The 26,456-nt window shown below is 43.1% G+C and carries 26 protein-coding genes; 2 read left to right on the top strand and 24 right to left on the bottom strand.

The window, feature by feature from the left end; translation table 11 throughout:
- Positions 1 to 605 precede the first annotated feature (605 nt).
- From ORD22_RS13250 to ORD22_RS13285, 8 genes are all read right to left on the bottom strand, one after another.
- Entirely contained in the window at positions 606 to 1,901 is a 1,296-nt protein-coding gene (locus ORD22_RS13250) for a methyl-accepting chemotaxis protein (protein ID WP_317646564.1), read from the bottom strand.
- Positions 1,901 to 2,344, bottom strand: a complete 444-nt coding sequence (locus ORD22_RS13255) for a low molecular weight protein arginine phosphatase (RefSeq protein ID WP_317646565.1) — start codon at positions 2,342 to 2,344, stop codon at positions 1,901 to 1,903. The genes ORD22_RS13250 and ORD22_RS13255 overlap by 1 nt, the downstream gene beginning before the upstream one ends.
- Before the next feature lie 56 nt (positions 2,345 to 2,400).
- Positions 2,401 to 2,904 carry a manganese efflux pump MntP gene (locus ORD22_RS13260; protein ID WP_317646566.1) on the bottom strand — a complete coding sequence of 168 codons (504 nt, stop codon included), beginning with the start codon at positions 2,902 to 2,904 and terminating at the stop codon, positions 2,401 to 2,403.
- A gap of 72 nt (positions 2,905 to 2,976) precedes the next feature.
- The gene (locus ORD22_RS13265) at positions 2,977 to 4,008 is read right to left on the bottom strand and encodes an L-threonylcarbamoyladenylate synthase (protein ID WP_317646568.1); all 1,032 of its coding nucleotides are present in this window, start codon (positions 4,006 to 4,008) and stop codon (positions 2,977 to 2,979) included.
- A 60-nt stretch (positions 4,009 to 4,068) separates the two neighbouring features.
- Positions 4,069 to 4,635: a stage II sporulation protein R gene (locus ORD22_RS13270; protein WP_317646570.1), complete on the bottom strand. Its 567-nt coding sequence runs from the start codon at positions 4,633 to 4,635 to the stop codon at positions 4,069 to 4,071.
- A gap of 47 nt (positions 4,636 to 4,682) precedes the next feature.
- A complete protein-coding gene (gene prmC, locus ORD22_RS13275) occupies positions 4,683 to 5,534 on the bottom strand; it encodes a peptide chain release factor N(5)-glutamine methyltransferase (protein WP_317646572.1) in 852 nt (283 codons plus the stop codon).
- The gene (prfA, locus tag ORD22_RS13280; protein ID WP_317646575.1) at positions 5,527 to 6,603 is read right to left on the bottom strand and encodes a peptide chain release factor 1; all 1,077 of its coding nucleotides are present in this window, start codon (positions 6,601 to 6,603) and stop codon (positions 5,527 to 5,529) included. Before prfA ends, prmC begins: the two co-directional genes overlap by 8 nt.
- A 97-nt stretch (positions 6,604 to 6,700) precedes the next feature.
- A complete protein-coding gene (locus ORD22_RS13285; RefSeq protein ID WP_317646577.1) occupies positions 6,701 to 7,291 on the bottom strand; it encodes a thymidine kinase in 591 nt (196 codons plus the stop codon).
- Between the two features lie 109 nt (positions 7,292 to 7,400).
- On the opposite strand from ORD22_RS13285, the gene ORD22_RS13290 reads away from it, so the two are divergent.
- Entirely contained in the window at positions 7,401 to 7,643 is a 243-nt protein-coding gene (locus ORD22_RS13290) for a hypothetical protein (protein WP_317646578.1), read from the top strand.
- A gap of 62 nt (positions 7,644 to 7,705) precedes the next feature.
- On the opposite strand, the gene rpmE is transcribed toward ORD22_RS13290, so the two are convergent.
- The 7 genes from rpmE to ORD22_RS13325 form a co-directional block, all read right to left on the bottom strand.
- The gene (gene rpmE, locus ORD22_RS13295) at positions 7,706 to 7,924 is read right to left on the bottom strand and encodes a 50S ribosomal protein L31 (RefSeq protein WP_317646579.1); all 219 of its coding nucleotides are present in this window, start codon (positions 7,922 to 7,924) and stop codon (positions 7,706 to 7,708) included.
- A gap of 213 nt (positions 7,925 to 8,137) precedes the next feature.
- Positions 8,138 to 9,421 carry a transcription termination factor Rho gene (gene rho / locus ORD22_RS13300; protein WP_317646613.1) on the bottom strand — a complete coding sequence of 428 codons (1,284 nt, stop codon included), beginning with the start codon at positions 9,419 to 9,421 and terminating at the stop codon, positions 8,138 to 8,140.
- Positions 9,422 to 9,585: 164 nt separating this feature from the next.
- On the bottom strand, positions 9,586 to 10,551 hold the full coding sequence (gene glpX, locus ORD22_RS13305; protein ID WP_317646580.1) for a class II fructose-bisphosphatase: 966 nt from the start codon (positions 10,549 to 10,551) through the stop codon (positions 9,586 to 9,588).
- A gap of 133 nt (positions 10,552 to 10,684) precedes the next feature.
- On the bottom strand, positions 10,685 to 11,962 hold the full coding sequence (locus ORD22_RS13310; protein WP_317646581.1) for a UDP-N-acetylglucosamine 1-carboxyvinyltransferase: 1,278 nt from the start codon (positions 11,960 to 11,962) through the stop codon (positions 10,685 to 10,687).
- A 20-nt stretch (positions 11,963 to 11,982) separates the two neighbouring features.
- The gene (fsa, locus tag ORD22_RS13315) at positions 11,983 to 12,630 is read right to left on the bottom strand and encodes a fructose-6-phosphate aldolase (protein ID WP_317646582.1); all 648 of its coding nucleotides are present in this window, start codon (positions 12,628 to 12,630) and stop codon (positions 11,983 to 11,985) included.
- Between the two features lie 93 nt (positions 12,631 to 12,723).
- Complete coding sequence (locus ORD22_RS13320) at positions 12,724 to 13,581, bottom strand: class II fructose-bisphosphate aldolase (protein WP_317646583.1); 858 nt, start codon at positions 13,579 to 13,581, stop codon at positions 12,724 to 12,726.
- Between the two features lie 94 nt (positions 13,582 to 13,675).
- A complete protein-coding gene (locus ORD22_RS13325) occupies positions 13,676 to 14,044 on the bottom strand; it encodes a response regulator (RefSeq protein WP_317646584.1) in 369 nt (122 codons plus the stop codon).
- Between the two features lie 295 nt (positions 14,045 to 14,339).
- On the opposite strand from ORD22_RS13325, the gene ORD22_RS13330 reads away from it, so the two are divergent.
- Positions 14,340 to 14,864: a DUF2529 family protein gene (locus tag ORD22_RS13330; protein ID WP_317646585.1), complete on the top strand. Its 525-nt coding sequence runs from the start codon at positions 14,340 to 14,342 to the stop codon at positions 14,862 to 14,864.
- Positions 14,865 to 15,117: 253 nt separating this feature from the next.
- Here ORD22_RS13330 and pyrG read toward each other — a convergent pair whose 3' ends face one another.
- From pyrG to ORD22_RS13375, 9 genes are all read right to left on the bottom strand, one after another.
- Positions 15,118 to 16,716 carry a CTP synthase gene (pyrG, locus tag ORD22_RS13335; protein ID WP_317646586.1) on the bottom strand — a complete coding sequence of 533 codons (1,599 nt, stop codon included), beginning with the start codon at positions 16,714 to 16,716 and terminating at the stop codon, positions 15,118 to 15,120.
- A 172-nt stretch (positions 16,717 to 16,888) separates the two neighbouring features.
- Positions 16,889 to 17,431, bottom strand: coding sequence for a DNA-directed RNA polymerase subunit delta (gene rpoE / locus ORD22_RS13340; RefSeq protein ID WP_411567657.1), 543 nt, complete (start codon positions 17,429 to 17,431; stop codon positions 16,889 to 16,891).
- Positions 17,432 to 17,728: 297 nt separating this feature from the next.
- Positions 17,729 to 17,917, bottom strand: coding sequence for a hypothetical protein (locus ORD22_RS13345; protein WP_317646589.1), 189 nt, complete (start codon positions 17,915 to 17,917; stop codon positions 17,729 to 17,731).
- A 69-nt stretch (positions 17,918 to 17,986) separates the two neighbouring features.
- The gene (gene icmF / locus ORD22_RS13350) at positions 17,987 to 21,244 is read right to left on the bottom strand and encodes a fused isobutyryl-CoA mutase/GTPase IcmF (RefSeq protein WP_317646591.1); all 3,258 of its coding nucleotides are present in this window, start codon (positions 21,242 to 21,244) and stop codon (positions 17,987 to 17,989) included.
- A 66-nt stretch (positions 21,245 to 21,310) separates the two neighbouring features.
- Entirely contained in the window at positions 21,311 to 21,928 is a 618-nt protein-coding gene (locus ORD22_RS13355; RefSeq protein ID WP_317646592.1) for a TetR/AcrR family transcriptional regulator, read from the bottom strand.
- Between the two features lie 15 nt (positions 21,929 to 21,943).
- The gene (locus ORD22_RS13360; RefSeq protein ID WP_317646593.1) at positions 21,944 to 23,083 is read right to left on the bottom strand and encodes an acyl-CoA dehydrogenase; all 1,140 of its coding nucleotides are present in this window, start codon (positions 23,081 to 23,083) and stop codon (positions 21,944 to 21,946) included.
- A gap of 59 nt (positions 23,084 to 23,142) precedes the next feature.
- Positions 23,143 to 24,279: an acyl-CoA dehydrogenase gene (locus ORD22_RS13365; RefSeq protein WP_317646595.1), complete on the bottom strand. Its 1,137-nt coding sequence runs from the start codon at positions 24,277 to 24,279 to the stop codon at positions 23,143 to 23,145.
- Between the two features lie 32 nt (positions 24,280 to 24,311).
- Complete coding sequence (locus ORD22_RS13370) at positions 24,312 to 25,163, bottom strand: 3-hydroxybutyryl-CoA dehydrogenase (RefSeq protein WP_317646596.1); 852 nt, start codon at positions 25,161 to 25,163, stop codon at positions 24,312 to 24,314.
- Between the two features lie 15 nt (positions 25,164 to 25,178).
- Complete coding sequence (locus ORD22_RS13375; RefSeq protein WP_317646597.1) at positions 25,179 to 26,372, bottom strand: acetyl-CoA C-acetyltransferase; 1,194 nt, start codon at positions 26,370 to 26,372, stop codon at positions 25,179 to 25,181.
- Between the last annotated feature and the right edge of the window lie 84 nt (positions 26,373 to 26,456).

The raw sequence follows: 26,456 nt of genomic DNA on the forward strand, positions 1-26,456 counted from the left end.
CCTCCCGCCATGAGCCAACAAGCGAAAGGCGCGCTAGTTGTCTCATGGCTTCGGCCGACCCCGCAGTTGTGCCTACGCTAGTATGTACAGTGTAGTTTTAGTGGGCTTTGGCACTTACCGAATGAAACCTTTCAACTTCAATGTACTATGCTGCTTACTTCCCCTCACCAAACGAAGGCGCCTTACAAGCGGTAGGCGGAGCAATAAGACAGATAGGTGCTCTTCCTATCTGGCTTATTGTGGGAGCCATCCGCCAGCGCCGAAGTGGGTTCAGTGATGATCACTTTTCCACATACAGAAGCGTTTTGATGTGTCTTGAACAAACTGAATCACTAACCAACTTCAACGTACTATGCCACTTATTTACCTTCACGAAACGTAGGCGGAGCGATAAGACAGAGAGGCGATCTTCCTTTCTGGCTCATTGTGGGAGCCAGCCGCCAGCGCCGAAGTGGGTTCAGTGACGAATTACTTCACTACATGCAGAAACCTATTGATATGTCTAGAACTCACCAAATCCGTGACGAACACTCCCGCGCGTTTCCTCGAACAAAAAACCTACCCACGCAGTCGATATGTCTGACTTGGCGGCTAGGCTTGTGTTTTCAATCTACTGATCGATCGAATTTGCGTATGACTTTATATAGTTGCTCGGATTGAGTTTGTAGCTCAAGGGCTTTTTCGTTAGTTTGTTCTATAGAAGCAACTTGTTCTTCCGTGGCGGCCCGTACTTCTTCAGCGCCTGCTGATGTTTCCTCTGCGATGGAGGCGACTTCCATCGATTGTGCCGCTGTGTGCTCGATGGTTTCAAGTTGACGACTGACGATGTGTGAGATTTCTTCGACGGATTCAACGACGGCGTGAATGGTAACGGTCATGGATTCCACATTGGCATTTGTTTCGGTTGCTCGCTTTGCTTCTATCGAGGCTGTATTGACTTGGTTTTTCATTTCGGAAACGACTTTTTCGACATTCTCTTGGATGCTAATAACGAGTGTAGAGATCATTTGGACGGCTTTGGCGCTTTCGTCTGCTAAGTTGCGGACTTCTCCAGCGACTACAGCGAAACCTTTTCCGTGCTCCCCTGCTCGAGCTGCTTCGATGGAGGCGTTGAGCGCAAGTAAATTCGTCTGACCTGCGATACTGCCTACCAGTTCGACGATTTCACCGATTTTTTGTGCGTTGTCATCTAATTCGTGAATTGTTTCCAATGCTTGTTCACTTTGCGCTGTCATTTGATGAATACCTGTCAACACGGTTTGAAATACTTCCGTCGTTTTATGTAATTCGCGTAACATCGCTTTGGACTGCTCGGATGATTGACCCGCACGACTATTCACTTCCGTCGCCAGTTGCCGAACGTCCTCGATCGCTTGAACCGTTTCGCTAATTGCATTGGATGTAGCTTCCGCACCGCTTGAAATCTCTCCAATTGTGCGTGCAATTGCATCCGATTGACCTGAAGCTACAGCCGTTTCCTTCGTCAATGAATCCACGCATTTGACTGTCGTCTGAAAGTTGGATTCTATTTGTTCAATAATACTGCGTAAATTCCTAACAACTTGTTGAAATGCTAACGAGACGGAATGGATTTCATCAGACGAATTAGGCAATTGAATATCCGAACCAATCTTGCCATCCGCCACTTTCATCGCAGCTGTTTCAAGACGCTGTAATGGCTTAGTTAATATCACGCTAAATAGTGCAGCTAAAATTCCTGACCACATAACACCCATTGCATACGTTAGCAATTCAAAGACGAATGGCTGGACATTCGGGAAGAACGTTGGCTGTACCCAATTAATGAAGACTGCGCTTGTTGTATAGGTAATGACTGCTAGAATTACAACAAAAAATACGAGTTTTTTACGCAAACCTACTTTCCTCTTCACTTCTGTCATTATTTCCCTCCCGCGAGCTGTTGAATGACAGAGTGGATGAGTTCTGTCAGCTCATTGAATGTTTTGCGATATGTCGCTAGATCACCGCCGAATGGATCATGCACATCCGGACTAAAAGGTAACCCACTATACTCTTTTAACGTAAAAACTTTGTCTTTCATCTCTGGAAATGTACTATGTAGAAAATCTCGATGGCTCGCTGTCATCGTTAAGACTACATCTGCCCATTGCATGTCAGATCGTTTAAGTTCATTTGAAAACTCTTTGTATGACATTCCGGCTTCTGCCAACAACTGCGCGGAGTTGGCGGAGATCGGCAAGCCATCCATTGCATGAATTCCTGCAGATTTCGCCGTTATACCTGGCACATTCGAGTGATTCACTATCGCTTCAGCAATCGGACTTCTACATGTATTTCCTGTACAAATAAAGTAAATATTCATTTTCCTCACCTACTTTATAGAATAACGGATTTATAAGATAAAAGATATACTTTCCTTCAGATTATAAAGGACAATACACCTATAAAAATAAATATACCCCCTGTCAAATATCTAATATACTTTCCATTGATAAAATGAATACGTCCGGTTGATAACAAAGCGATACTAGAGAAGATGATAGAAAAGAAACCTGACGCTAGAATAAACAACCATTTATTTAACTGCATCATTCCGAATGTCACACTTACGGTAAATGCATCCAAACTTACAAGCAATGCCAAGAAAAACGGTGACATTCTCTTTATCATAGTTGGACGTTCTGCATCATCTAATAAAACATGCAAGCCAATCAAACCAAGCATAATACCTGATAAAGCCTGACTCCACCCCGCAAAATACTGCACGGCTAACTCGCCCATATAAAACCCAATAAGCGGTAACAGCATATTTAAAATCGTAGTCCATAACACAGTCATTAGTCTTCCACGACGTAGTTGAAGAACAGTGTAAATGATAAGGATATCAATTGTAGTAATAACTGCCGCTATGATTTCTATCAATGAGTAAGCCCCCTTGCCGTCCGCATCTATCTATCGTATGCGTACGCTTCAGGGGGCTATTCCTATTTTATTTCATTCCGTAAAACGTTTGCCGTCAGAGGCTTTGTCTAGTCGATTCATAACTGCCGCACCGATACCCGAAAGATCTGTTTCGATTGCTAAGATCATGTCAGCATCAGTCGCGTCACATTGACGAATCGCTTTGTACAGATTAGTCGCCATAGCTTCATGATTATCCATCGCTCCTGTTGAAAAGTACCAATCCGCTTTTTCTGTGTATAACTCATCCGGGCCAATGATCGCAGCGCGCTTTTTTTGTTGATGAATGGTGTCTAGCGCACGTTCTATAATGGCAGCGTCCGATTCAATAACGAATAGCGGTGCATCCGGTGCGTAATGTGTATATTTCATACCCGGCGCACGCGGTGTCTCGATAACATCATTCGGCTTTGTTGCTAAATGGACGGTACCAATCAATTCTTCTAACTGCTCTTTGACAATGCCACCCGGACGTAAAATTACTGGCGGCGTGACAGTGATATCTAGAACAGTTGATTCCACACCAATACCTGTTGCCCCACCATCTATAATCAATGGAACTCTTCCCATTAAATCATGATACACGTGTGCCGCTTCGGTTGGACTAGGTTTTCCACTGCGATTTGCACTGGGCGCGGCTAGAGGCAATTCTAGCTTTTGTAATAGTTGCAGCGCTACAGGATGATCAGGCATACGGATCGCAACTGTATGCATACCAGCAGTCACTGTTTCAGCAATGACTCCAGGCTTTTTTTCCATCACTAATGTCAACGGCCCCGGCCAAAATGCTTCCATTAGTGTGTTTGCTACTTCAGGTATTTCCGCAACGTACTGCGCGACATCTTCTTTTCTTCCAATATGTACAATCAATGGATTATCTGCCGGTCTACCCTTCGCTTCAAAGATTCGCTGTACAGCTTTCTCGTCAGTAGCGATAGCCCCTAGACCATAAACTGTTTCAGTCGGGAATGCAACAACTCCTCCTGAACGAAGGATATCCACAGCTTGTGCATATACCGCATCTTTATCAACGGGGTTATCCACCATTTTACTATATGTCTTCATGTGATCAACCCCTTTTTATACACATTCCACAAATTTTATCCACAAAAAATGTGGGTATCTTTATGAGAACCAAGACTTTATCCACTCCCAAATGAAAAATGTAACAGGTTCTTCTTCTGTTTCAACTACTGTTGCTTCCTCTGGAAAACAAACATTTGGGAACAATGCACACCACCAATTATCTCCCTTACCTTTACCAATTTTCAAAACGTACGCATCATACACACCTTGTTGTTGAATCGCAAAGCCGAATCTCTTCGGCGGAATCAATGCAGCACCATATTCAAACGTTACAGGTAATCCACTCGTTTGTTGTGTGGCAAGTTCGATAATTTTCGGCTCCAATAGCTGTAGCTTATCATTCATCTGTTGCGTCGTAGCTGAGTGACTTATCGCTTGTTCAAGTAAAGGTGCAATAGTTTCTTGAACTTGTTGTTTCACTTGCTGATCTGCTACCGTATTTGAGTTTGCTAGAATACGAAATTGCGTAGCTTCACTTGTAGGTACTTCCTGACTAAATAATAATAGCACCCCTTGAATTGCGAATAGTACAAGTGTAAATTCTATAAAAGCAACTAGTTTTGATGTTTTTGTCGGTTGTTGTGTAATCGGATAATCTTGTAACATGTCATCCCCTCCTGCAATCTATCATGACCCGCAGGAGGGAGTTTTATTCATCGAATCTCACAAAATATCATTCGATCTTTTTTGTTGATATCTTGTACGATATCCACTTTCGCTTCAGGAAAGGCTTTTTCAAGAAATTGTTGCACCGCTTTTCCTTGTTGATAACCAATTTCAAAACCGATGAGCGCCGGACGGTTCATCATAGGGGCTAGCCGTTCTGCCAGTCTGCGATAAAAGTATAGCCCGTCTTCTTCCGCAAATAAAGCCGACTCGGGTTCGAAGTCATAGACTGTAGCTGACATCTCTGTTTTTTCGTGCGCTGCGATATAGGGTGGATTAGATAAAATGATATCCCATGTTTGCTGTTCGAGTGGTTCTTCCATATCGCCTTGTAAAAATGTAATTTCTACTTCATTGCGCTCGGCATTTCGCTTCGCTACTTCAAGTGCGCGCTCACTAAAATCTGTGGCAGTTACTTGGGCGCTCGGACATTCTGTTTTAAATGCCACCGCAATCGCACCGCTACCTGTTCCAATATCCGCTACACGAATCGTTTCGTTACTAAACAATTTCTTCGCACGTTCCAATGCGTAGTGCACTAATTCTTCTGTCTCCGGACGCGGAATTAAGACATGTTCATTCACTTCAAATGAAAGACCATAAAATGATTCTTCACCTAGAATGTATTGAATCGGTTTCCCTGTCAGTAATTCTGTAATATAAGACCAAAAAAGTGTATCATGTTTAGAAGGCAGATGCTCGTTTAAGCTAGCGAGATAATTTGCTCGACTCTTCCCGGTTGCCGCAAGCATTGCCAATTCCGCCGTTCTAGGTTCCAATCCACGCGCTTCGAGCAGTTGCTTGGCACGTTGAACTGATTCAAAAATGGTTTCAGTCATTTTTGTCCAAACTTTCTAAGCGATGCGCTTGTTCTTCGATAATCAATGCATTAATGACTTCATCCAACTTCCCTTCAATCACCTGATCAAGCTTTTGGATCGTTAGACCAATTCGATGATCGGTCACGCGGTTTTGCGGGAAGTTATATGTGCGGATCCGTTCAGAACGATCGCCTGAACCGACAGCGCTTTTTCTTTTTTCATCGTACTCCGCTTGGGCTTCTTGCATGAATTTATCATTGACACGTGCACGTAATACTTTCATTGCTTTTTCTTTATTTTTGATTTGCGACTTTTCATCTTGAATGGATACTGTGATTCCCGTTGGCAAATGCGTTAATCTAACAGCAGACATCGTCGTGTTGACGGATTGTCCACCTGGGCCGGATGAAGCAAATGTATCGGTACGAATATCTTTTTCATGGATTTCGATTTCTACTTCTTCCGTTTCAGGTAAGCAGGCAACCGTCGCAGTAGATGTATGCGTGCGTCCACCAGATTCTGTTTCCGGTACACGTTGTACACGGTGCGCACCGTTCTCATACTTCAATTTCGAATACGCTCCCGTACCGTCAATCATGAAGATAATTTCTTTAAAACCTCCAAGCTCTGTTGGCGATGAATCTAATACTTCGACTTTCCAGTGATTTGATTCTGCATAACGTGTATACATACGATACAAACTCCCTGCGAATAATGCCGCTTCATCTCCACCCGCCGCACCACGAATCTCCATGATGACACTTTTATTGTCATTTGGATCTTTCGGGATAAGTAAAACTTTGAGTTGTTCTTCCAATGGTTCGATACGACCTTCTAGCTCATCAATTTCCATTTTGACAAGTTCCTTCATGTCCTCATCCAAATGTTCTTCCTGCATTTCCTTAGCTTGTTTATACTGCGCTTGAACTTCTTTATATTCCCGATATACTTCTACGGTTTCTTGAAGGTCAGATTGTTCTTTGGAATACGTGCGTAATTTGTCTAAGTCATTGACGATTTCGGGGTCGCTGAGTAGTTCATTGAGTCGATCATAACGATCTTCTACTGCTTGGAGTCTATCGAACATAATGATTTCACCTCTTCTATAATGTTGGGCTTTTCAATGATTTAAGGTATAGCAGAACCGCCTATCCTTTTATACTTGTGGATAGACGGCGTCGGTGTTATTTTACGTGCGCGCGAACAGGCACTTCATGGTGTAGTCGACAACGTGGTTCATAAGCTTCCGATGCACCAACAAGAATAATCGGGTCATCATAGCGAGCAGGTTGTCCATCGATTAATCGTTGCGTACGACTCGAAGGAGATCCACATACCGTACAAACCGCTTGCAACTTTGTAACATGTTCTGCAACGGCCATTAGTTGTGGCATCGGTCCAAAAGGCTCTCCTCTGAAATCTTGATCAAGCCCGGCGATAATTACACGGAATCCACGATCAGCTAGACTAATCGCAACTTTAAGTATTTCATCGTCAAAAAATTGAGCTTCATCAATGGCGACCACATCGAAATCATCTGATACAAGATCTGGTATTTCACGGGCTTTGACAATTGGATTAGCAATCGTTGAAGAGCCATCGTGACTGACTACTGCCTCTTCACTATAACGGTCATCAATTGCCGGTTTGAATACCGCAATCTTCTGTTTAGCAAATTCCGCTCGACGAATTCGACGAATAAGCTCCTCCGATTTACCTGAAAACATACTGCCGCAGATGACTTCCATCCAGCCGCCTTGCATTGAAACGTACATGTTCAATCTCCTTTCGATGCCGTGTTATGTATGATTATTGCTGATTTAAGTTTAGATTTAATGTGGTATGAGCATTTGACTGGGTTCTATGAGCGCGGGGTCACGTTTTATGAGCGAGAAGCCGAGTTCTATGAGCGCGCGACCGGGTTCTATGAGCGCGAAGCCGAGTTCTATGAGCGCGCGACCAGCTTCTATGAGCGCGAAGCCGAGTTCTATGAGCGTGCGACCGGGTTCTATGAGCGAGAAGCCAAGTTCTATGAGCGCGCAACCAGCTTCTATGAGCGAGAAGCCGAGTTCTATGAGCGCGAAAACACTTTCTAAGAGCGTGCGCGGGATTATTAGGCTATTTTAGCATGCTAAATGATAAAAATACCCGTCTGGCACGACTGCACCTGACGGGTATCTGGCATTTGATTACTGTTGTTCTTGTTCAACTTTGATGCCGTATTTCTTGTTGAAACGGTCAACACGTCCGTCTGCTGTAGCAAACTTCTGACGTCCTGTGTAGAATGGGTGACATTCTGAGCATACTTCAACTCGAATATCTTCCTTTACAGAACCTGTTTCGAATGTATTGCCACATGAGCAAATTACTGTTGCAAGTTTGTAATTAGGATGAATTCCTGCTTTCATCGATATCTCTCCTCTCGCCCTGGACCATCTGGAACAGAGTATAAATTATGGGGTGTTTTATTGACCGATTGCCAATAAGACGGATCGATGCCTTACACGGCCCGTTTATGTCAGCCGCATATGCAGTGTACGGAAAACCGTACTTAAGTAGTATAGCAAAATTGCACGTCACGCGCAACTGTTTGATTTGGATTTTTATTGGTTGTTTCTAGATTAAAGTAATCCTTTACCTTTACGGTGAGCTTTCATTTCTTCGTTCAATTTATCGAAGAATTCTTCGTTATTTTCAGATTGGCGAAGTTTTCGTAGGAAGCGTTCTGCGAAGTCCGGTGCATCTGAGAATGTTTTTCGAATAGCCCAAAGCTTTTCTAACTTCTCAGGCGGAATAAGAAGATCTTCTTTTCTCGTACCCGAGCGACGAATATCAAGCGCTGGGAAGATTCGGCGCTCAGCAAGGCTACGATCTAAGTGTAATTCCATATTGCCTGTTCCTTTAAATTCTTCATAGATGACTTCATCCATACGAGAGCCCGTTTCAATTAAAGCTGTCGCTAAAATAGTTAAACTTCCTCCCTCTTCTACATTACGCGCTGCACCGAAGAATCGTTTCGGACGGTGGAATGCTGCTGGGTCAATCCCTCCGGACAATGTACGTCCACTCGGAGGAATCACCAAGTTGAATGCACGTGCCAAGCGAGTAATGGAGTCCATTAAGATGATTACATCACGTTTATGTTCGACTAAACGCATCGCGCGCTCAAGTACAAGTTCTGCCACTTTGACATGATTTTGCGGCACTTCGTCAAATGTGGAACTGACTACATCTGCTTTAACGGAACGTTCGATATCCGTTACTTCCTCAGGACGCTCGTCAATTAGAAGAACAATTAATTCTGCTTCTGGATGATTGACTGTAATTGAATTGGCAATTTCCTTCAACAACATCGTCTTCCCTGCTTTTGGAGGAGCGACGATTAAACCACGCTGACCGAATCCAACTGGGGAAACTAAATCCATGATACGTGTAGAAATATGATTCTTCGTTGTCTCCAACTTAATTTGGCGATCCGGATACAGCGGTGTCAATGCCGGGAAATGTACACGTTCACGTGCTACTTCAGGATTTTGTCCATTGACTGCTTCTACCTGCAACAAGCCGTAATAACGCTCGTTTTCTTTTGGCGGGCGAACTTTTCCCGTTACTTTATCACCGTTACGCAAATCGAAACGACGGATTTGAGACGCAGATATGTAAATATCTTCTGAACTCGATGAATAGTTGATCGGACGTAAGAATCCATACCCTTCAGATTGGATAATTTCTAGAACGCCTTCCATGAAAAAGAAACCTTCTTGTTCCGCACGGGATTTCAAAATGGCAAAGATCAATTCTTTCTTTGTTAATTTGCTGTAATTTGTAACTTTAAACTGCTTCGCTAGAGCGTAGAGGTCTTTCAACGTCATACTCTCTAGATCTGCCAGGGTAATCATTGTCATCTGTGTGCACCACTCTTCATTTATAATATGGGGATTTCTGCGCAAATTAAATAGAAAGGAAGATACGTAACGTACTTCCTTTCCTTTTATTACTATAATGCGCATTATGGATCATTCATAGTTTTGGAAAAGAGACCCGGCTGTGACACCGGGATGTGAGGGAGTTAGTCTTGCATAACGAGATGAGGTTTTTTCTTCATGCTGTGACGTCCTTCTATGAAACGGATTGTTCCTGACTTAGAGCGCATAACAAGTGAGTGAGTACTGCAGTATGTGCCTTTAAACTGCACCCCGCCCATCAATTCTCCATCTGTTATACCTGTTGCCGCGAAGATACAGTCATCACCTTTAACTAAATCGTCCATCATCAATACTTTGTCTACGTCGATGCCCATCTTAATGCAGCGTTCGCGCTCTTCATCATTTGAAGGTACAAGACGACCTTGGATTTCTCCACCTAAACACTTTAGGCCAACTGCTGCGATAACGCCTTCAGGTGCTCCGCCTCTTCCGAATAAAATATCGACACCCGTATCGTCGAATGCTGTATTAATTGCTGCTGCGACGTCTCCATCATTGATCAGCTTAATACGTGCGCCTGTTGAACGGATTTCATCAATAATATCCTTATGGCGCTCCCGATTCAAGACAGACGCGACTAGATCCGTAATGTCTTTATTTTTTGCTTTCGCTACCGCATGCAAGTTTTCGGTAACTGTAGCGTCGATATCAATTTTACCTACCGCTTCTGGTCCTACTGCAATTTTGTCCATATACATATCTGGCGCATTCAATAGGTTGCCTTTATCTGCAACTGCTAGAACCGCAAGCGCGTTCCATCCACCAGCTGCAACGATGTTCGTTCCTTCTACTGGATCGACCGCTATGTCTACTGCTGGACCGTGACCTGTTCCTAGTTCTTCACCGATATAAAGCATTGGTGCTTCGTCCATTTCGCCTTCCCCAATAACAACAATACCTTCCATTGGGATTGTATCGAATACTTGACGCATAGCTTCTGTAGCTGCATCGTCTGCTTCGTTCTTCATTCCGCGTCCCATCCAGCGTGCCGCTGCAACGGCTGCCGCTTCTGTTACACGTACTAATTCCATCGATAAACTACGTTCCATAATGTGTTGTTCCTCCTGTTTGCGGTAAGACGCATGACACGTTTCACCTTTCATTTGCCACGTTCGCATCCATGGCAAGTCTACGCCTTGAATGTGTCGTTAGTATCTATTATACACGAATTGGCAATTAACGTCACTCTGAAATGGAAGCTGCTTTAAGACCTTCTACTTTTATAATATCAGCACCAAGCTTCTGTAGTTTTTGAATAATATTGCCGTAACCACGTTCGATATGTTCAACTTCTGTTATTTCTGTCTCTCCACTTGCAACCAATCCAGCGATTACTAATGCAGCTCCCGCACGTAAATCTGTCGCTTTTACAGTCGCCGCGTGCAAAGGTGTCGGGCCTGTAATGATCGCAGAACGTCCTTCCACTCGACCATTTGCGTTCATGCGACGTAGTTCGTCTATTTGCTTGAAACGCGCTGGATAAATTGTATCAGTCAAAATGGAAGAGCCTTCCGCTTGCGTCGATAGCACACCAAACGGTTGTTGAAGATCTGTTGGAAACCCTGGATACACTAGTGTTTTGACATCCACTGCTTCTAACTTGCACGTTTTAGGAATGTAAATCTGTTCTACACCGACTTCTACTTTGACACCCATCTCACGGAGTTTCGCTGTAACGGCTTCCACATGAAGTGGGATCACATTATCAATCGTAATACCGTCGCCAATAGCTGCTGCCATAATCATATGTGTGCCCGTCTCGATACGGTCTGGGATGATTGTGTGCTTTGTGCCATGTAGTTTTTCCACACCTTCAATACGAATAACGTTTGTACCTGCCCCTTTGATGTTGGCACCCATATTGGATAAAAGTGTCGCAACATCAATGATTTCAGGCTCTTTTGCGGCATTTTCGATAATCGTTTTACCTTTAGCTTTAACTGCCGCAAGCATAATGTTAATCGTTGCGCCCACGCTAACGACGTCTAAATAAATTTTCGCACCGCTCAGTTCTTCTGAACGTAAATAAATTGCACCATGTTCGTTTTCTACAGTGGCACCTAGCGCTTCAAACCCTTTGATATGTTGATCGATTGGTCTAGGTCCTAGATGGCAGCCACCCGGCAAACCAATCACAGCATGACCGAACTTACCTAGCATCGCACCCATCATATAATATGATGCACGGAGCTTCTTAACATTGCCGTTCGGTAGCGGCATAGAAATGATTTCAGACGGATCAATCGTCATCGTACCGTCTTTCATTTCTACTTTCCCACCAATTTCTTCAACTAGCGCTTGTAATGTGAAAACATCCGAAATCTCCGGTAGGCCTGCAATCGTTACAAGTGAGTCAGCTAAAATCGCTGCAGGAATTAAAGCAACCGCACTGTTTTTTGCGCCACTCACTCTAATCGTTCCTTGTAGTCGTTTGCCACCTTTAATTTTGTAAACGTCCATTTCGATCTCCTTTTGTTCCATCACTTATTCGTTCTAGTTTCCCAGTCTTTTAGAAATTGATCGATTCCCTTAGCTGTTAACGGATGTGCGAATAAGCTTTGCAACACGTTAAATGGTGTCGTTGCGATATGAGCGCCTGCTAATGCTGCAGCAGTAATGTGCTGAGGATGTCTGATTGAAGCTGCAATAATTTGCGTGTCCAAATCGTGAATTGTGAAAATATCAGAGATAGTTTCGATTAACTCGACACCATTTTGTCCAATATCATCTAAACGGCCAATAAATGGTGAAACATATGTTGCGCCAGCTCGTGCAGCTAGTAGCGCTTGGTTCGCACTAAAAATGAGCGTGACATTCGTTTGGATTCCTTCAGCCGCGAATACAGAACAAGCTTTTAAGCCTTCTGGTGTCATTGGCAATTTCACAGTAATATTTTCGGCAATGCTCGCCAGTTTGCGTCCTTCTTCAATCATACCTTCAGCGTCAAGTGCGATAACTTCTGCGCTAACAGAACCTGGTACAAGTGCAGTAATTTCTTTCAAACGGTCGTGGAACGAAATGTTTTCCTTTGCGACAAGTGATGGGTTCGTTGTAACACCAGAAATAATCCCCCAGCTATGTGCTTCTTTTATCTCATCAAAGTTTGCAGTATCTATAAAAAACTTCACGTATATGACCCTCCTGATATATTGTGTTTTCAATTCCAATGGAAAAGAAGGAGACGTCTTGCACTCCTCCTTCTCTCAATCAAAATTCTTTGGTTATGCTTGCTGTGAACTACCAAATTCGCGCATTTTTCCGATGACTGATGCTTTGATCGCTTCGCGCATTGGCGCAAGATATTTGCGTGGATCGTATACTTCAGAATCTGCCGCTAGTACGTCGCGTACCGCTTGCGTACCTTGAATTTGGTTTTCTGTATTAACGTTAATTTTAGAAGTTCCTAAAGAAATCGAGCGTTGGATATCTTTTAGTGGAATTCCAGTACCGCCATGCAATACGAGTGGAATATCACCTTGTTTAGATATTTCTTCCATTTCCTCGAATCCTAAGTTCGGCTCTCCTTTATAAGGACCGTGTACTGAACCAAGCGCAGGAGCCAGACAATCGATACCTGTCTTTTCTACTAATTCTTTACACTCTGCAGGGTCTGCATAGATTACGCCATCTGCAATGACGTCGTCTTCTTGTCCACCCACGACTCCAAGTTCTGCTTCTACAGATACGTTATGTTGTTTTGCGAAGTCTACCACTTTTTTCGTAATTTCAATGTTTTCCTCGAGTGGCTTAGAAGATGCATCGATCATCACAGAAGTAAAACCGGCTTCAATTGCTTCTTTACATTTTTCATAGCTGGAGCCGTGATCTAAATGGATCGCTACAGGCACAGTTGTACCATAGTCTTCCATCAATCCTTTAACCATCATGACAACTGTTTTGAAACCGCCCATATAACGCGCTGCACCTTCTGAAACCCCTAAAATAACAGGTGATTTCTCTTCTTCAGCTGCCTGTAAAATGGCTTGTGTATATTCTAAATTATTAAGGTTAAATTGACCGATTGCATATCCTTGTTGTTTACCTTTAATCATCATTTCTTTCATCGAGACGAGTGGCATTTAATATTCCTCCTTGGTTTCTTAACGAGTTTTGTGCATTTTCATTACACTTTCTGCTCTATAGCATACCAAATACAGACCATTATTACTACTGTCAGGCGCCTTGAATTTCCAACCTTTTTAAGACTGTGTCACGCACTTCAAATATATCGAACGGTTTAGTGAAATGATGATCGATACCTAACATTCCCGCTTCCTCGGTTAGCTCTATTTCGCTATAGGCAGTCATCATCATAACGACCATTTCTGGTACTCGTTTTCTAATTTCACGAAGGACTTCGACACCGTTCATGCCAGGCATTTTCATATCTAATAAAATACAGTCAGGTTTTGTTTCGTCAAGTATTTCCAAAGCTTCCTTACCATTTGCAGCCAATAATGTTTGAACACCTGCTTGTTTAAAGATCTCTTCAAGTAAAAATCGGATCCCCGCCTGATCGTCAATAATCAATAGTTTTTTCATCCCCATGCCCCCCGATCGCCCTGCTTCTCTTTTCATGTCTACGTTTTTTATACTTTAATACTAATTGGATCGTTTAGTACGTTAATTTCCACAAGATGGAAACGCTTGCATACTAGTTGTCACTGCGTATGTGATTGTGGCCATTCATATTCATAATAAAGAAGTATTCCTAATTTTATACATTTAGTCTATATATGTATATTATTCGCAACTATTTCAATTTCCCCTCTTTTTTTACAATCTATTTTTGCACTTCTTTATTATCTCCCCTATACTAAACGTCGGAGGGATATATATGAAAATATTGACGACACAAATTAGAGGTCTTTTAGAGCGCATTGCTGATGGACAGCAAGAGAATATAGATGAAACCGCACGTTTACTAGCACAAGCTTTGGTCGGCGAAGGGCGAATCATTATCGCTGCATTCGACGAAATGGAAGCCGTAACCGCTACCGCTTTATATGGCGCGGAGCCTTTGCAAGGAGCCGTTCGTTATACCGTAGAAATGGAACCGACGAAAGCAGATCGTGTTTGGCTACTTGCAAGAAATGCAAATCATCCAGACGCCTTAGCACTTGCTCGAAAACTAGCAGATCAGTTCATTCCATTCGCAGCACTGACTGCGAGTGCGGTAGATGATTCAAATGATCTTGCAGATTTAGCATTCACTTATATTTCTACCGGCTTAAAAAAAGGTTTGCTTCCGGGTCCTACAGGCGAACGTATCGTACAGCCTCACGCACTAGCTACTCTTTTCATTTATGAAGCGGTGAAGTTATCACTTGATGAAATGCTCGAAGATGATGAAGAGTTTTAACAAAAATGATAGCAAGTAAAGGTGATTACTTGATGTGTGCTCGAGATTTCATTGTAGTTTTTTAGTGACTTAGCATCTATTTTTTACTTTATAAAGTTCAAATTAAGATACTAGGTAATAAGCTGAAGATTCTACTCGCTATCGTTTGAAGACAGTACTAGTGACACGGTATAATTTGTTTACCCATTTACTTTGCCTACATACAAAAATGCCGCCAGAAGGTTAGCCCTTCTGGCGGCATTTTATTTACTACTTAGCGATTTTCCAATGAAGCGCGGATAAATTCGCGGAATAGTGGTTGTGGACGTGTCGGGCGTGATTCGAACTCTGGGTGGAATTGGCAACCGATGAAGAATGGATGATCTTTCAATTCCATAATTTCGATCAAGCGACCATCTGGGCTAATACCCGAGACGATGAATCCCGCTTCTTCCAACTGCCCCCGATACGCAACGTTGATTTCATAGCGGTGGCGGTGACGTTCATATACTAACCCTTCACCATACGCATTATAAGCTTTCGTGTTTTCTGTAACTTTACATGGATATGCACCAAGACGTAATGTGCTGTCTGCTTCGCTTGCAGTTAAGCAATCTGGGTGGAATACCGTGATTTTATTTTTCGTTTCTGTATTGAACTCTATTGAATGTGCATCTTCTAAACCAAGTACATTGCGTGCGATTTCAGTAGCTGCCAATTGTAAACCTAGGCTAATACCAAAGAATGGTACATTATGTTCACGCGCATATGTGATTGCTTCGATTTTCCCGTCGATTCCACGATCTCCGAAACCACCTGGTACTAGAATTCCATCGACATCACCAAGATATTCTTCCGCGTTTTCTTTCGTGACCGCTTCCGAATCAATCCATTTGATTTCAATGTCTGCACCGAATGCGTACCCTGCATGACGCATAGCTTCTACTGCAGAAATGTAAGCGTCTTGAAGCTCTACATACTTACCAACCAAACCAATCTTCACTTTTTCATTCAGTGATTTGACGAGTGTGACGAGTTCTTCAACTTCTGTCAATACAGGCTGTGGCGTTTCTAGACCTAAGTAGTCAACTACTAACTGATCCATATTCTGTTCGTTTAGACGTAGCGGCACTTCATACAATGTTTCTGCATCTAATGCTTCGATTACTTCTTCCGGCTTAATATCACAGAATAACGCAATCTTGTCTTTCATTTCTTGTGGTACTGGATATTCACTACGTACGACGATCATGTTCGGTTGAATTCCTAGACTTCTCAATTCTTTAACGCTGTGCTGTGTTGGCTTTGTTTTCATTTCACCTGCAGCATGTAGATATGGAATAAGTGTGGTATGAATGTACATGACATCATCTTTTGCCAAATCCGTCTTCAATTGACGAATGGCTTCTAGGTAAGGCAATGATTCGATATCGCCTACACTTCCACCAATTTCTGTGATGACGACATCTGCATTGAGCGTTTGGCCTGCGCGTTTGATTAGTTCTTTGATTTCATTCGTAATATGTGGAATTACTTGTACAGTAGCTCCTTTATATTCCCCGCTACGCTCTTTGCGTAACACTAGATCATACACTTTACCCATTGTAACGTTTGAGTATCGGTTACATTTAATGTCAATGAAACGCTCGTAGTGTCCGATATCAAGGTCCGTTTCCGCGCCATCTTCTGTAACAAATACTTCACCGTGTTGGTATGGGCTCATCATACGTGGGTCGATATTGATGTATGGATCAAATTTTTGGTTTGTGACTTTCAAACCGCGCATTTTCAGCAATCTTCCTAGAGATGCTGCGTTGATTCCTTTACCTAAAGACGAAACGACGCCGCCTGTTATAAAAATATATTTTGTCATGTGTACTTCCTCCATTTATTCTATTTATATACTCGAAGGCTGAAGTGAAAAATATAAAAAGCGCCCCAGTTGTAGCGTAACTACAATAAGGAGCGCGTATACACGAATTCATGTGTCCTTTTCAGGAGCCCATACAAATCTTATATTTTCAGGCTCCAAATGTCAAGTCTGTTTATTCTTCTTCGTACTCGTCTTCCTCTTCATCTTCTTCATCAATGTCGAGTTCTTCATCTGGAATTACTTCTAAGTCATCGTCTGGATCGATCAATTCTTCTTCGATCTCGATTACTTCTTCATCTTCCTCTTCTTCTTCATCATCAATATCATCTTCTTCGCCAAGCTCTACATATTCTTCATCGAAGAGTTCTTCATCTTCATCGTCCTCTTCGATATCTTCATCTTCGTCATCATAGTCTTTTTTCTTCTTTTTCTTCTTACGTACTTTTACGACTGGTGCTGTTTCTTCTTCGATTTGGTCTACCGGATACCATTCGCGTAATCCCCAACGGTTGTCTTGAATCGCAAGGAATCTTCCATCTACGTTTAAATCTGTATAGAATTGAAGGATTCTTTCTTTCATTTCTTTTTCAGAAAGACCTGTCATTTTGCGTATTTCGTCCATCAGTTGTTGTAATGTTAAAGATTCGCGTCGCTCGGTTAAGATGTGGTGTGTAATATTGATGAACGACTCTTCCAATAGTTCTTCTTTTGTCATTTCCTGGATATTCAATGTATGGCACGTCCTTTCTTCAATCACATAAGCATAGTTTACATTATATACAGTTTATCTTCCAATATGCTACATTCTTTTGTTTCTCTTTACGTTTCTATACTCTTTTACCGTCAAACATCCCAAGTATATGGCTGATAAGCTGAAGGGGATTGCTCCTAAACCGCTGTTATAAAGGAAAAATGTGAGAATCAATAGTAGTAAAATTATGATCGCATGGTGATACCATCTCACATTTAGCACACCCCTTTCTCTTCGTTGTTTCTATTATACTGTTGGAATTTAAAATTTATCCACTATTGTGTGGCGGATTTTATATTTGAGTATTTCTATGAGCGCGGACACCCAGGCTATGAGCGTGGGGGCCATTTCTATGAGCGCGGACACCCAGGCTATGAGTGCGGGATCCATTTCTATGAGCGCGGACACCACGGCTATGAGCGTCAGAACACTTTCTATGAGCGTAGACACCTAGGTTATGAGCGCGTTAGTGAAATTACAGGAAAAAAAGCTGCATGAGATATGCAGCTTTTTAGCTTGTTACATATTCCGTCGGTACTGGCCACCTACTTCGTACAACGCATTGGTGATTTGACCTAGGCTGGCGACTTGGACTGTTTTCATCAATTCAGCGAAGACGTTGCCTCCTGAAATGGCCGTTTGCTGAAGGTCTAGCAAGGCCTGTTCTGATTCGTCTGCATGAGTGGATTGGAACGCGCGCAAGTTGCGGATTTGCGCTTCTTTTTCCTCTTGTGTCGCGCGTGCAATTTCCATATTATCAATATCCTCTTCAGATGGCGGGTTCGGATTCAAGTACGTGTTAACGCCGATGATTGGTAGCTCGCCTGAGTGTTTTTTCATCTCGTAATGCATCGACTCTTCTTGGATTTTACCGCGCTGATACTGAGTTTCCATGGAGCCGAGTACACCTCCACGATCATTTAGTCGATCAAACTCTTGAAGTACAGCTTCTTCCACTAGGCTCGTTAGTTCGTCAATGATGTATGCGCCTTGTAGTGGATTTTCATTTTTTGATAAGCCGTGTTCTTTTGTAATAATCATCTGGATCGCCATAGCTCGGCGCACAGATTCTTCCGTCGGTGTTGTGATGGCTTCGTCGTAAGCGTTCGTGTGTAACGAGTTACAGTTATCTTGTAGTGCCATTAACGCTTGCAATGTCGTACGGATATCATTGAAGTCGATTTCTTGCGCGTGCAAGCTACGACCTGATGTTTGAATATGATATTTCAGCTTCTGGCTTCGTTCATTGGCACCGTATTTATCGCGCATCGTGATTGCCCAAATGCGGCGTGCGACGCGTCCGATAACGGTATATTCTGGATCGAGTCCGTTTGAGAAGAAAAACGATAAGTTCGGTGCGAAGTCATCAATATGCATCCCGCGACTCAAGTAATATTCGACATAAGTGAAACCATTTGCCAATGTGAAAGCTAATTGCGAAATTGGATTTGCTCCAGCTTCTGCAATATGATAGCCAGAAATGGACACAGAATAGTAATTACGCACTTTTTTATCAATGAAATATTGTTGAATATCGCCCATCAGTCGTAAAGCAAATTCAGTAGAGAAAATACATGTGTTTTGTCCTTGGTCTTCTTTTAGAATATCAGCTTGTACGGTACCGCGAACAGTCTGGAATGTCATCTCACGTACATCTGTGAATTCTTCTACAGTTAATGTGCGACCAAGCTCTTGTTCTTTTTTACGCACTTGTTGATCGACAGCAGCATTCATGAACATCGCTAAAATAATTGGTGCAGGTCCATTGATGGTCATCGATACAGATGTAGATGGTGCGCATAGGTCGAATCCAGCATAGAGTTTCTTCATATCTTCAAGCGTACAGATGCTAACACCTGATTCACCGACTTTACCGTAAATATCTGGTCGTTCATCAGGATCTTCACCGTATAATGTAACGGAGTCAAACGCGGTCGATAAACGCTTGGCATCGTCGTCTTTTGAAACATAGTGGAATCTGCGGTTCGTTCGCTCCGGTGTCCCTTCTCCAGCGAATTGACGCTTCGGATCTTCCCCTTCACGTTTGAACGGGAACACACCTCCTGTATAAGGAAATGAACCGGGCACGTTTTCATTGTAAACGAAGCGCAAGATTTCTCCGTAGTCTTTATACTTTGGTAGAACTACTTTTGGGATTTTTAAGCCGGATAAGCTAGTCGTATTGAGAGTTGTGCGAATTTCTTTATCACGAATCTTCACGATATACTCGTCTTGCTCATAGGATTTCCTCAACGCTTCCCAGTTCGTTAACGTACGTTTGGATTCACTAGTTAACTGCTCTTCTATACCTTCTTTCAAACTAGTTAATGAATCGATTAGCGCTTCATTGGAATCCGCTTCTTTTACTGCTTCGATTGCACCTTCAAGCTGGAATAGGCGTCGCGCTAGTTCTTCTTGTTGTTTAGATTTCGCGTGATAATTACGTACCGTCGATGCAATTTCACGTAAATAATGACTACGGTCAGGCGGAATAATGACTGTTTGTTTTTGCTCCGTAATGGATTCCGAATAACTCGTTGTCCAATCAAAGTCACATACTTCATTCAGTCGATCCACGAGTGCCGCAAACAAGATATTCGTACCTTTGTCATTAAACTGGCTAGCGATTGTACCGAATACTGGCATCGTGTCTAAGTCTTGATCAAACAACGTATGGCTTCGTTGATACTGTTTACGTACTTGATTCAGTGCATCTTCCGAACCTTTTCGTTCGAATTTATTGATGACAATTAAGTCTGCAAAGTCAATCATGTCGATTTTCTCTAGCTGCGTTGGCGCTCCGAATTCACTCGTCATAACGTACATAGAAACGTCCGAAATATCCGTGATTTGCGCATCACCTTGCCCAATCCCACTCGTCTCGACAATGATTAAATCAAAGCCCGCAGCTTTCGTAACATCTAACACATCATGAATAGCAGTCGTCAATTCCGAACGCGAGCCTCTTGTCGCCAAACTGCGCATATAGACGCGATTATTAAAAATAGCATTCATGCGGATTCGGTCTCCAAGTAATGCACCGCCCGTTTTTTGTTTCGTCGGATCTACGGATAAAATAGCTACACGCTTATCTGGGAACTCCCGTAAGAAGCGTCTAATTAATTCATCCGTCAATGAACTTTTCCCTGCACCGCCTGTACCTGTAATTCCAAGAACCGGTGTATTCTTCGAAAGTTTACGTGCGTGTTCAACTAACTTTTCAGCCGCCTGATCTTTCTTCAAGTGCTTATCTTCAACATAGGTAATGAGATTAGCTAAGACGCCTGGCGTTTCTGCTGTCAGTTTTTCTAGATTTGCTTCCTCATTTTCGGGCGTCGTGGAGAAATCCGATAGTTCCATCATTCGGTTGATCATACCTTGCAGACCCATTTTCCGTCCATCTTCAGGCGAAAAAATCCACTGGATACCGTATTGATGAAGTTCTTTGATTTCCTTCGGGATGATGACTCCTCCGCCACCTCCGAAGATTTTGATATGTGAAGCGCCTCGTTCTTTCAACAGATCATACATATACTTGAAATATTCTACGTGCCCACCTTGATAAGATGAAATCGCGATACCTTGAACGTCTTCCTGAATGGCAGCGTTTACAACTTCCTCAACAGATCGGTTATGGCCGAGATGAATGACTTCCGCTCCGGTTGACTGTAAAATCCTTCGCATAATATTGATTGATGCATCGTGCCCATCAAATAGGCTAGATGCCGTCACAAAACGAATATGATGTTTCGGTTTATAAATTTCTTCAGTAGCCATTAGCTTTCCGCCTTTCCTTACATACAGACTGCCACCACGGAAATCTCGCGTGGTGGAGTCTATTGTTTATTTTGCTAGTCCATTAATGATTTGATCTGTTTGCACTTGGATGTAACGCTCCAATGTATATTCTCTGCGCAATGCCCATCTGCGGAATGACCACATTTGACCTTGGACGAGAATATGGTGCGCTGCTAGTGAGACCTCTTCCGGTCCGATACGTAAGTTGCCTGCTTCCACGCAACGTCGAACAATCGTTTCGAATTGTTGCACCATCTCAAGTTCTTTAGTCAACACATAGCGCAATGCTTCGCTCGGCAGTGATTTCGACTCTTGATACATGACAAGGAATTCATCTGACATTTCGTCAATGACTTCAAAATAGTTGGCGATTGCCGTACGCAAGCCTTCTAGCGTGTTGTCATTTGTATCTAACTTAGCTAATCGCTCATTTACTTCATGATAGATATTGTCACATACGAGATATAGCACGTCTTCTTTCGTACGGATATACTCGTACAGCGTGCCAATACTGAAGCCCGCTTCCTTGGCGATTTCACGTGTAGTCGTGCGGTGGAAGCCTTTGTCGATGAATAATTTCACGGCACCACGACTAATTTGCTCGCGTCTTTTCTGAATCAATTCTTCATCTTTGACTGTGGACTTCACTTCATGTTTTGGCATTTTGTACTCCTCCTGTTATTTCGTCAGCATACGTGAAATGACGAGACGCTGAATTTCTTGTGTTCCTTCATAAATTTGAGTGATTTTCGCGTCACGCATATAGCGCTCCACTGGATAATCCTTTGTATAGCCGTAGCCACCGAATACTTGGACAGCTTCAGTTGTAACTTTCATCGCTGTATCGCCAGCCATCAACTTCGCCATCGCGGACGCTTTACCGTATGGTAGATCATTCGATTCTAGCCACGCTGCTTGATACGTAAGCAGACGAGACGCTTCAATGGACGTAGCCATATCCGCTAATTTAAAGCTAACACCTTGATTAGCAACAATTGGTTTACCAAATTGTACACGTTCTTTTGAATACTCCACAGATGCGTCCAGCGCACCTTGTGCAATTCCGACCGCTTGAGCAGCGATACCGTTTCGTCCGCCATCCAATGTTTTCATAGCGATAATAAATCCTTCGCCTTCTTCACCAAGAAGATTTTCTTTCGGTACGCGGCAATTATCAAGCACAACTTCTGTCGTAGGTGAAGAACGAATCCCCAATTTCTTCTCTTTTTTACCAACAGAGAATCCTTCAAACGTACTTTCAACGATAAATGCACTCGTCCCTTTATGTTTGGATTCAGGATCCGTAACTGCGAAGACAATATATGTGTCAGCAATTCCACCGTTTGTGATGAAGATTTTTGAGCCGTTTAGCACATAGTCATCACCATCACGTTTTGCTGTTGTTTTCATGCCGCCCGCATCTGAGCCAGAACCTGCTTCAGTTAAGCAATAAGCGCCCATTTTCGATCCTTCAGCAAGCGGGCGTAAGTATTTTTGTTTTTGCTCTTCGTTACCGTATTTAAATAGTGGCCAGCCTGCTAATGAAGTATGCGCGGACAGAACAACACCTGTTGAAGCACACACTCTAGATAGTTCTTCTACTGCGATGACATAAGCTAGATAGTCGCTACCAATCCCACCGTATTCTTCCGGCCAAGGAATACCTGTAAGTCCAAGTTCGCCCATCTTACGGAAGATCTCCATATCGAACGTTTCGTCTTCGTCTCGCTGTGCTGCTGTTGGTGCTACTTCTTTCTGTGCAAAGTCTCTTACCATTTTACGAATCATTTCATGTTCTTCTGATAGTTTAAAGTCCATTATTCTCCCACTCCTTATACTGTTTTAATGTTTTTTATTTCTAATGATTTATTTGAACATCAGTTGGTAACGTGTTTCGCAATGACCATACGTTGGATTTCGCTAGTGCCTTCATAAATTTGGCAGACCTTCGCATCCCGGAAGTAGCGTTCTACCGGATAGTCTTTCGTGTAACCGTAACCACCGAAAACTTGGACGGCTTCAATAGAGTTATCTACTGCTACTTGTGCGGCGAAAAGTTTAGCCATGGAGGCCTCTTTACCGCATGGTTTATTTTCTGAACGTAGCCAAGCTGCTCGGTACACTAGTAGTCTTGCGGCTTCTGTTGCAGTAGCCATATCCGCTAGTTTGAAACCGACGCCTTGATTGGCGGCGATCGGCTTGCCGAATTGTTCGCGTTCCTTTGCATATCCGACTGCGGCTTCTAGTGAGGCTTCTGCTATACCAAGTGCTTGGGAAGCAATACCGATTCTTCCTACATCTAAATTAGCCATCGCAATCTTGAAGCCTTGGCCTTCTTCACCAAGTCTATTTTCTAGCGGTACTTTCATATTATCAAAATGTAACTCAACTGTACGCGAACCGTGCAAGCCCATTTTCTTTTCGTCTTTACCAATCACGAGTCCGGGTGTGTTTTTCTCAACGATGAAAGCAGTAATGCCATATGTTCCTTTTTCGGGTGCGGTGTTGGCGAACACAATATAGACATCCGCTTCGCCACCGTTTGTAATGAACATTTTAGAGCCGTTGATGACATACTCATCATCCACGCGTTTCGCTCTTGTCTTCAAAGAACCTGCGTCTGATCCAGAAGAAGCTTCTGTTAGACAGAACGCACCTAAATATTCGCCTGACGCCATTTTCGGTAAGTAACGATTTTTTTGTTCCTCATTGCCGAAGTAAAGGATCGGATTCATTCCAACAGAAGTATGGACAGATAATACGACCCCCATGACTGCGCTTACTTTAGATAACTCATGGATGGCAATTATGTACGATAGGAAGTCCATTTCAGAACCACCATATTGTTCAGGTGCTGTAATTCCCATCAATCCAAGTTCGCCCATTTTTTCTATTAGTTCGCGTGGAAATTCTCCTTCTTCCATTCGTGGAATCCATGGCTCAATTTCCTTTTTCGCGAAATCACGAACCATTTGACGCATCATTTGTTGTTCTTCTGAAAATGTATAATCCATCTTCTTCACCTCTGACTTTCGGCTTTATTGATTCATTCGTACGTGTAAAAACCTCGACCTGTCTTTTTACCATACCAACCTGCTTTGACGTATTTACGTAATAACGGACATGGACGATATTTAGAATCTCCGAATCCTTCATACAACGTTTCCATAATGTAAAGACATGTATCCAATCCGATGAAATCTGCTAGTTGTAGCGGCCCCATTGGGTGGTTCATACCTAACTTCATAACATCGTCAATTGCTTCTTTGGTCGCAACACCTTCATACAGCGTGAAGATTGCTTCGTTAATCATCGGCATCAACACGCGATTAGCGACAAAGCCAGGATAATCATTGACTTCAACTGGTGTTTTACTAAGTTTCTTCGTCATGTCTTCAACCACTTCAAACACTTCATCTTCTGTCGCCAGGCCGCGAATGATTTCTACGAGCTTCATAACAGGAACGGGGTTCATAAAGTGCATACCAATCACCTTTTCTGGACGCTTTGTAGCTGCGCCAATTTCTGTGATAGGCAAAGATGAAGTATTGGTTGCCAATATCGTATGGGCTGGCGTAATTTCATCTAGCTCTTCGAATATTTTTTTCTTCACTGCCATATTTTCAACAGCTGCTTCGATAACGATATCTGCAGTTTTTGCATTTTGTAAATCTGTTGACTTCGTGAAACGACCGAGGACTTCTTGCATTTCTTGCTCTGTCATTCGGCCTTTTTCCACCGTACGGCTCAAGTTTTTCTTGATTACTTGGAAGCCGCGGTCGTAGGATTCTTCACTGATATCATGGAGTGTTACTTGGTAACCTGCTTGCGCACAAACTTGGGCGATCCCTCCACCCATTTGGCCTGCGCCAATTACAAATACTCGCTCAATTGTCATGTAGAATACCCCCGATTAATTAGTTTTCGGTACTTCAATCATAATTCCATCGCCTTGTCCGCCACCTGAACAGATTGCCGCAATACCAATTCCACCGCCACGGCGTTTTAGTTCATTCGCAAGTGTTAGTACAATACGCGCTCCACTTGCACCGATTGGGTGGCCAAGTGCAACAGCGCCTCCGTTAACGTTGACTTTTTCTTCATCAAGTCCAGCAAGTTGTGAACTAACAAGGGCTACTACTGCGAAAGCTTCATTGATTTCAAATAAATCGATGTCTTCGATAGTTTTACCTGTTTTCTCTAGTAATGCATTGATTACATGTCCTGGCGTTTCGGGGAATCGCTCAGGTTCAATAGCTATTTCAGCGTGCCCTAAAATGACAGCAAGTGGTTCTTTACCTTGCTTCTTCGCTTCTTCTTCGCTCATCAACACGACTGCACACGCTCCGTCATTAATGCCAGGTGCGTTACCCGCAGTTACCGTTCCCTCTTTACCGAACGCTGGGCGCAGTTTCGCAAGCGCTTCTAGGGAACTACCTCTTCGCGGACCTTCGTCTTCTGTTACGACGACCGGCTCGCCTTTACGTTGCGGAATGCTAACACCTACAATTTCTTCAGCTAATAATCCTTTATCTATCGCCGCTAAGGCAAGTTCATGACTACGTAATGACCATTGATCCTGCGTTTCACGGCTCAATGAAAAGGCAGATGCTGTGCTATTTCCGTATGTTCCCATATGGACACGGTCTGGTGAGAATGAACAAGAAAGTCCGTCAAAGATCATGCCGTCGACTAGTTTGCTGTCGCCCATTCGTAGACCTGAGCGTGCACCTGGCACATAGTAAGGAGCGTTGGACATAGACTCCATGCCGCCTGCCACGATCACTTTTTCGTCTCCTAAACGAATGATCTGATCGCCTAATGTGATACTACGCATGCCTGAAGCACATACTTTATTGATCGTTTCCGTTTTGACGCTGAATGGAATTCCACCTTTTGTTGCTGCTTGTCTAGAAGGAATTTGCCCTTGTCCTGCTTGTAGCACCGTGCCCATAATTACTTCTCCGACTTGGTCACCTTGGACGCCTGAACGCTTAAGTGCTTCTTTTATGGCGATACCGCCTAAATCACTAGCTGTTTGTGATTGTAATGAGCCACCTAATTTTCCGAATGGAGTTCTAGCACCTTGTAATATTACTGTTCGCATGAATATATTCCTCCTATTCTCTTTGTCGACTGAACGCTCGCTCGGATTCCGGTTAATAAATTGGAGGGACTTTGTCCCTCCGAT

The sequence above is a fragment of the Sporosarcina sp. GW1-11 genome (genome assembly GCF_033088395.1).
In the GTDB taxonomy this organism is placed as follows: Bacteria; Bacillota; Bacilli; order Bacillales_A; family Planococcaceae; genus Sporosarcina.